Origin of the sequence: Umezawaea sp. NPDC059074 (genome assembly GCF_042738955.1) — a bacterium.
Taxonomy (GTDB): Bacteria; Actinomycetota; Actinomycetes; order Mycobacteriales; family Pseudonocardiaceae; genus Umezawaea.
Genome location: NZ_JBHYHC010000242.1, coordinates 1 through 7594, shown reverse-complemented (window position 1 = coordinate 7594; position 7594 = coordinate 1). Strand labels below are relative to the sequence as shown.

Annotated in this window: 5 protein-coding genes and 1 pseudogene; 5 read left to right on the top strand and 1 reads right to left on the bottom strand. The window is 72.6% G+C overall.

All coding sequences use genetic code 11. The annotated features are described in order from the left end of the window. The 5 genes from ACFWW9_RS45215 to ACFWW9_RS45195 form a co-directional block, all read left to right on the top strand. On the top strand, positions 1-709 hold a 709-nt coding region (locus ACFWW9_RS45215; protein ID WP_390389687.1), incomplete at its 5' end, for an AAA family ATPase. Beyond that, positions 706-1449: an HNH endonuclease gene (locus ACFWW9_RS45210; protein WP_390389686.1), complete on the top strand. Its 744-nt coding sequence runs from the start codon at positions 706-708 to the stop codon at positions 1447-1449. The genes ACFWW9_RS45215 and ACFWW9_RS45210, both read left to right, overlap by 4 nt. A gap of 68 nt (positions 1450-1517) precedes the next feature. Next, positions 1518-2156, top strand: coding sequence for a TetR/AcrR family transcriptional regulator (locus tag ACFWW9_RS45205; protein ID WP_390389684.1), 639 nt, complete (start codon positions 1518-1520; stop codon positions 2154-2156). Positions 2157-2333: 177 nt separating this feature from the next. Further along, positions 2334-3857: an ankyrin repeat domain-containing protein gene (locus ACFWW9_RS45200; protein ID WP_390389682.1), complete on the top strand. Its 1524-nt coding sequence runs from the start codon at positions 2334-2336 to the stop codon at positions 3855-3857. Positions 3858-3891: 34 nt separating this feature from the next. Continuing rightward, positions 3892-7185, top strand: coding sequence for a DUF4132 domain-containing protein (locus ACFWW9_RS45195; RefSeq protein ID WP_390389680.1), 3294 nt, complete (start codon positions 3892-3894; stop codon positions 7183-7185). A gap of 11 nt (positions 7186-7196) precedes the next feature. On the opposite strand, the pseudogene ACFWW9_RS45190 reads toward ACFWW9_RS45195, so the two are convergent. Then, a pseudogene (locus ACFWW9_RS45190) lies at positions 7197-7594 on the bottom strand (3-beta hydroxysteroid dehydrogenase); the annotation flags it as partial.

Sequence of the window (7594 nt, the reverse complement as noted above, 5' to 3'; positions counted from 1 at the left end):
CAAGCAGGTCGCGCTGACGATCCTCGGCGACGGCCTCCTGCCCGGCGACCACCGCATCGAGTCGGTCGACTCCGAGGGCCTGTGGGTGCACAGCCGCTCGCACCGGTTCCCGCTGCGCGAGATGAGCGACGGCTACCGGACCGTGGTCGCGCTGGTGGTGGACCTGCTCAAGCAGCTGCACGAGGCCTACGGCGAACTGCACCTGGTCGAGGTGGACGACGTGCCGGTGGTGGAGACGCCGGGCGTGGTGATCATCGACGAGGTCGACGCGCACCTGCACGTGTCGTGGCAGAAGCGCATCGGGGAGTGGCTCAAGTCGCACTTCCCGGCCATCCAGTTCATCGTCACCACGCACAGCCCGTACATCTGCCAGTCCGCCGACGCGTCCGGGCTGATCCGGCTGCCCGGCCCGGACGAGCAGGCGCCGCCGCAGACCGTGGGGGAGCCGCTGTGGGAGCGCGTGGTCTACGGCAGCGGCGACGACGCCGTGCTCTCGGCGTTGTTCGGGCTGGACACCGCGTACTCGCCGCGGGCGATCGCGCTGCGCGACGAGCTGGTCCGCCTGGAGGTCTCCGTCCTGGCGGGCACCGCCGACGACGAGGAGCGCGGCCGTTACCAGGCGCTCAAGTCCCGGTTGACCAGCTCGCCGGTCGCCAGGGTCGGCGAGGTGGCCGCGCGGGTGACGTCGACCTCGCCGGACGAGCGGTGATCAGGCTCCACCGCCCCGCCGTCCCGGCGGCGCTCCAGGACACCCTGGAGACCCTGACCGACCTCATCGGCGCGAAGGCGACGCCGAGGTCCAGGGTCACCGAGGCGCGCAGGCTGTGGAAGGGGCGGCGCGCCGTGCACGCCGACCTGCGGGTCGAACTGGCCCGGTTCGCCGCGGGGCACGACCGCTGCATGTACTGCGGCGACAACGAGGGCACGGACATCGACCACTACCAGCCGCTCGCGCTGGCCCCGCTGCTGGCGTTCACCTGGCTCAACCACCTGCTGGCGTGCTCGCGCTGCAACAGCCACTTCAAGCGCGACCTGTTCCCGGTCGACGACGAGGGCGTCCCGCTGATCCTGGACCCGACCCGCGACGACCCGTTCGACCACCTCGTGCTGTCGTTGAGCGTCGGCCGCTACGCGCCGCTGACCGAGCGGGGTGCGACCACGATCGCCGTGTGCGGCCTGAACCGCGACACGCTCACCCGCGGCAGGCAGACCGCGTACGACACGATGACGCTCGTCCTGGCCCAGTGGGGCGAGGCGGTCGCCGTGTCCGACGCGACGACGATGAACATGGTCGTCCGCACCATCCGCGAACAGCCCTTCGCCGACGTCTGCCAGGCCATGCTCCGCTACGCGAACGCGCCCGGAGCCGTGGACGTGTTCGCCGACCGCCCCCACCTGCTGCCGCTGCTGCGGTCGACGGGCCTGCGCTCGACGGTGCTGTCGGCGTGACGTCCGGCCGGTAGGCTCGCCGGGCGTGGCTCTGCCGCGGAGTGTCGCCGACGGGGTGGAGGAGGACGATGGCGTCGATCACGCGCGGGTCCAGGTCCCCCGCGGGACCGTCGGCGAGCGAGGTCCACATCCTGGAGGCCACCCGGCGCCTGCTCGACCAGGGCGAGCGGTTCACCGAGTTGAGCGTCCAGCGGATCATCGCCGAGGCGGGCGTCGCCCGCGCCACGTTCTACAGCCACTTCCGGGACAAGACCGAGCTGATCACCCGGCTCACCGGCGACCTGCGGGAACAGCTGCTGCGGATGGCGCGGTCGTGGGATCCGGGAGCGGGCGAGGACGGGGCGGACCGGTACGCGCGGTTCTTCGTGGAGATGATCGCGGCGCACCGGGCGAACGGGCCGCTGCTCGCGGCCCTGCGCGAGGTGTCGAGCTACGACACGGCGGTGCGGGACTTCTACGCGGCCGACCTGGAGGGGTTCGACGAGGCCGTCCTGCGGACCCTGGTCGAGCAGCAGCGCGGCGGCGACACCCCGGCGGACGTGGACGTGGTCGCCGCGAGCCGGGTGATCGTGTGGGGCGGCGCGCAGGCCATCGCCCGGCACATCGAGGTCGACGACGGCGGCGGGGACGCCGCGTTCGCCCGTGAGCTCGGCTGGATCTGGTGGTACGGCGCGTACCGCAGGCCCGCGGCGGACCAGGGCCGCTGACCGTTCTCGATTTCGGGATGCGGCCGTCCGGCGACTGGCTTAAGGTGGCCGTGGCTGCCAGGAAGCCACCGGTCCGCGGGAATGGGCTCAGCCCACCTGGTGCGTGCAGTTCCCTGTCGCATTCGCTCTCCTTTCGGCCCGACCACGCGGACATCGGGCGTTCGAGAGGAGATCGCTGTGCCGACCCTTGACCTGCCCGACCGTCCCCACCTCGACAGCTTCCGCAGGCAGGCGCGTGCCCTGCAACGGGCCGTTCGGGCGGGTGAACCCCGAGCGCTCTCGCGGCTGGCCCTCCACCACCCCGGCGCGGTGCCCGACGGGCTCCGGCTCAGCACGGCGCAGCTGGTGGTCGCCCGCGAGTACGGGTTCGCGAGCTGGTCCCGGCTCCTGCGCTACCTGGAGACCGTGGCCGAGCACGGCTGGGAGACCAGGCTCGGAGCGGTGGCCGCGGCCGACCCGGCCGAGGAGTTCTGCCGCCTCGGGTGCCTGACGTACAGCGGCGAGGACGGGCCGGAGCGGTGGGCGCTGGCGCGGCGACTGCCTGCCGAGCACCCCGATCTCCTGTCGGGGAACGTCTTCGCCGCCGCGACGGCCGCGGATCCGGACGCCGTCGGCAGGTTGCTGGCCGAACGGCCGGAGCGGGCCGTCGAACGGGGTGGGCCGCTGGGGTGGCGGCCGCTGTTCCACCTCGCCTACTCGCGGGTCGACCCGGAAGTGCCGGTCGACCGGGTGCTCGCGGTCGCCCGGCTGCTGCTCGACGCGGGCGCGGATCCCAACGACGGCTACCTGTTCGACGCCCTGCCGTCGCCGTTCACCGTGCTGACCGGGGTGTTCGGGCACGGGGAGTCGGGCGCGCGCCGCCAACCCCGCCACCCGCACTGGCGGGAGCTGGCGACACTGCTGCTGGACGCGGGAGCCGACCCCAACGACGCTCAAACCTTGTACAACCGGATGTTCGCGCCGGACGACTCCCACCTGGAGCTGTTGTTCGAGTACGGGCTCGGCACCGGCGACGGCGGTCCGTGGCGCGCGCGGATCCCGGAGTCGGCCTCGCCCGAACGGCTGCTGCGCGTGCAGCTGCGTTGGGCCATCGAGCACCACCAACCCGCCAGGGTGCGGCTGCTGGTGGAGCACGGCGTCGACTTCCGCTCGCCGTTCGAGGGGGACGGGCCCGTGTGGAGTCCCGGCGACGGCCGGACGCCCGTCGACCTGGCACTGCTCACCGGTGGCTCCGAGATCGCCGACCACCTCCTCGCGGCGGGCGCGCCACAGCCTCCCGAGGATCCCGTGCGCGACCTGATCGCCGCGGTGTTCCGCGCGGACCGGGCGGCGGTGGAGCGGGTCCGGGAGGGCCGTCCCGACGTCGTCGAGGGAGCCAGGCACGACCGTCCGGGGCTCGTCGTGTGGGCCGCGGCCAGCGCGTCGGTCGAGACGGTGGAACTGCTCGTGGAACTGGGTTTCGACGTGAACGCGTACGGGCGCGCTGACGCGCCGGTCGAGCAACCGTGGGAGACCGCGTTGCACCACAGCGCGGGCAACGGCGACGTCGACCTCACCCGGCGGCTGCTCGACCTGGGGGCCGACCCGGAACTCCGCGACCAGCGGTTCGACGCGACGCCGCTGGACTGGGCGCGGCGCTTCCAGCACCAGGCGACCGTCGAACTGCTCGGCAGGCGCGGTTCTGTCGGACCCTCGCACTAGGGTCCGCGGCACCGAACCGAGTGAGGAGCTTGACGTGACGGTCCGAAGTGGACAGTTGAGCATGGAAGACCGGTCCTCGACGACATCATTCGACTCCGAGGCCGCCGCGTCCGCGCACGTCGACGAGTCGATCGCGGCGAAGAAGGAGGAGGGGTACGTGAGCGTGCCCGTCTTCACCATGCCCGCCGAGTGGCGTCCGCACGTGCATGTGCGGCGTGGCGGTGGTTTGCGGAGTGACGCGGTGGTCCTGGTCGGCGCGGTGGAGCGGGTGCGCGCGACGGTGGCCGAGCGGTTGCCGGAGGTGGAAGCCGTCCTGGCCGCCGTGGAGAGCGATCAGGAGTTGGTCGCCGCGGCCCGTGCGCACCTGGCGGGCGGGGTTTCGCCGCTCGGCGCGGCGGTGACGGCAGTGGTGCTCGGGTCCGAGGCGGTGGCGGCCGACGCGTGGGTGGAGGAGCGCGGGCTGCCGTTCGCCGCCTGCGCGGCCGTCGAGACGCACTGCGTCGAGGTGCACCGCAACGACTACGGGAAGGTGCCGCTCCACCTGCGGCGGGTGGCGCTGGAGTACCGGTTCGACATCGGCAGCGTGCGGCGGGTGCGGGCGCTGCTGGCGGCGGCGTCGGACGAGGAGCACGAGGCCGCCGTGGTGGCCGTGGGGGAGCGCCGCACCGACCTCCGGTCGCTGCTGGCCGCCGCGTACCTGTTCCCCGACCGGCGGGACTGGGTGGACGAGGCGTTGGATGAGGTCGAGCGGACGACCATCCCGTCGTACCTGCGCGGGCTGACGTACGGGGTGCTGACGTACTGCTTCGGCACGGTCGCGCAGGTGCGGCGGGCGTTGGCCGTCACCGGGATGGAGCGGTACCTCAACGACCGGGGCGCGTTGAGCACCCTGGTGGACGGGCTCGGCCCCGACGTCGTGGCGGTGCTCGCGCCGGTGTTGGACCTGGATCTGGACGGCGACTTCCGGGACCTGGTCGTGGAGGCGCTGGCCGAGTTCCCGACGGCTGACGCGTTCGACGCGCTGTTGGCCCGGCTGAAGGTCAAGCGGGCGCAGGCCGCCGTGCTCGGCATGGCCCGTCGCTTCCCGGTAGTGGCGCTGGAGAGGTTCGCGGCGGCCACGAGCCCCCAGGTCAGGCCGCTGCTGGAACGGCACCTCAAGAGCCACCCCGATCTGGCCGACCGCGTGGTCCTGCCCGAGGACGTGCGGGCGCTCGTGGAGGAGGTGCGGGCCGCGCGCGTCGGTGTCGAGGAGGCACCGGTCGGTGCGCTGCCCGCGATCCTGGTCACCCCGCCGTGGGCCGAGGAGCGGCCCAAGCCCGCGAAACCCTTGGTGCTCAAGGGACTCGCCGCGCCGGACCACCGCACGGTGGAGTGGGAACCCGACGAGCGGGCAGCGTGGGGCACGCCGGGTTCCCTGCCCTACCGGTCGGACGACTGGGGGTCGCTGATCGAGCTGTTCCGCGCCGGGGACCTCGACTACGAACGGGTGATCGGGCTGTTCCTCGGCGGACCGGAGGCCGAACTCCGGCCGCTCGTGCCGGAGTGGAACCGCGCGTTCCCGGACATGGCGCACTTCATCGTCAAGCGGGTGGTGGCGCGGTTCGAGGTGGACGCCATGGCGCCCGCGTTGGCGTCGGCGGTGACGTTGAAGTTGGGCAAGGAACTCGTGCTCCCGCTGGTGTCGCTGGAGACCGCGCGGCTGGTGGCGCAGTGGCTGGTGAAGCTGAAGTCGGCCCGCGACGTCTGCCTCACGTGGCTGAGTCGCCACTCCGAGTCCGCGGCCCGGTTCCTGGTGCCGGACGCGGTGGGGCCGGTGGGCGCGGCACGGAGGGCCGCGGAGACGGCGCTGCGGGTGATCCCGGAGCAGGCCGTGGTCGCGGCGCGCGAGTACGGGCCCGAGGTGGAGAAGGTGGTCGCCGACCTGCTCGCGGTGGACGTGACGCCACCGGTGAAAGCCCCGACGATCGGTAAGTGGCTCGACCCCGGCGTGCTGCCACCGGTGCTCCTGCGCGGGACGAGGCAGGCGTTGCCCGCCACCGCTGTCGGCACCCTGCTCGGCCTGCTGGCGTTGGGGCGTGCGGAGGACGTGCGTTCGGCGTGCGACGAGGAGTCGCTGGCCCGGTTCGCGTGGGAGCTGTTCGAGGTGTGGCGCACCAACGGGATGCCGTCCAAGGACGGCTGGGTGTTCACCTCGCTCGGTCTGCTGGGCGACGACGAGGCGGCCCGTGGGCTGGTGCCGCTGATCCGCGCGTGGCCGGGGGAGGCGCAGCACGCGCGGGCCGTGACGGGGCTGGACGTGTTGGCGGCGATCGGCACGGACACGGCCTTGGGGGCGTTGAACAGCATCGCGCAGCGGGTGAAGTTCGGCGGGATCAAGCAGCGGGCGCGGGAGAAGATCGAAGAGGTCGCGGCCGGGATGGGGTTGACCGCCGAGGAGTTGGGCGATCGGCTGGTGCCCGATTTCGGTCTGGACGACGCCGCGAAGGCGACGATCGACTACGGGACGCGGCGGTTCACGATCGGGTTCGACGAGCAGTTGAAGCCGTTCGTGCTGGACGAGTCGGGTCGTCGGCTCAAGGACCTGCCGAAGCCGGGGGCGAAGGACGGCGAGGGGGCTTCGGCGGAGCACAAGCGGTTCGGGCAGGTGAAGAAGGACGTGCGGACGATCGCGGGGGATCAGGTCGTTCGCTTGGAACGGTCGATGGTGGTGGAACGCCGGTGGCCTGCCGCGGAGTTCCGGGCCTTGCTGGTCGGGCATCCGTTGCTGCGGCACCTGGTCCGGCGGCTGGTGTGGGTCACCGATGCCGGGGGTTCGTTCCGGGTGGCTGAGGACGACAGCTTCGCGGACGTGCACGACGACACCTTCGTCCTGCCGGATGACGCTGCTGTTGGTGTGGCGCATCCGGTGCACCTGGGTGAGGCCGTGGCGGCGTGGGCGGTGGTGTTCGCCGACTACGAGATCCTCCAGCCGTTCGCGCAGGTGGAACGGCCGGTGTTCCGGTTCGCCGAGGCCGAACTGTCGTCGCGGGTGGTGGACCGGGTCAAGGGGGTCGAGGTGGAAGTGGGCAGGCTGTTGCGGTTGACCAAGGGCGCGTGGGAGCGCGGCGCGCCGATGGACGCGGGCATCGAGCACGAGATCACCCGCCCGTTGCCCGGTGGGGGCTCGATCGAGGTGTCCCTGAGTCCGGGGATCGTGATCGGCGTGCCCGACGAGTTCGGGCCGCAGACCCTGGGTGAGGTCTGCCTCGTCGGGCGGTCGAGCTTCGCCGATCTGGGGCCGGTCTTGGCATCGGAGGTGTTGATGGAGGTGGCTTCCCTGACCGAGTAAGGCGTGGGCGATCAGGGCTGGAGGGTTTCCAGGTCCTCCAGCAGACTCGGGTGCTTCGGGGTCCAGTCGAGGGCCTGGCGGGTGTGGGCGCTGGAGGCGGGCTGGTCGGTGGCGAAGATCGGGCCGAGCGGGCCGTAGGTCTCCGGGGACACCGGCTCGACCGGGAGGCCCAGTCGGCGGCCGATGACGGCGGCGATGTCGCGCACCTGGTCGCCCTCGTCGGCCACGGCGTGCCAGGAGGTGCCCGCTTCCGCCTGCTCCAGGGCGAGGCGGAAGAGGACCGCCGCGTCGAGCGCGTGCACGGCGGGCCAGCGCTGGGTGCCGTCGCCGGGGTAGCCGGACACGCCGGTCCGGCGGGCGATGCCGGTCAGCAGGCCTGCGAACCCGCCCGTGCCCTCGTTGTGGACCG

Excerpts from the sequence above, each read along its gene's own strand:
- ACFWW9_RS45205 (WP_390389684.1), top strand. The coding sequence starts at position 1,518 with ATGGCGTCGATCACGCGCGGGTCCAGGTCCCCCGCGGGACCGTCGGCG.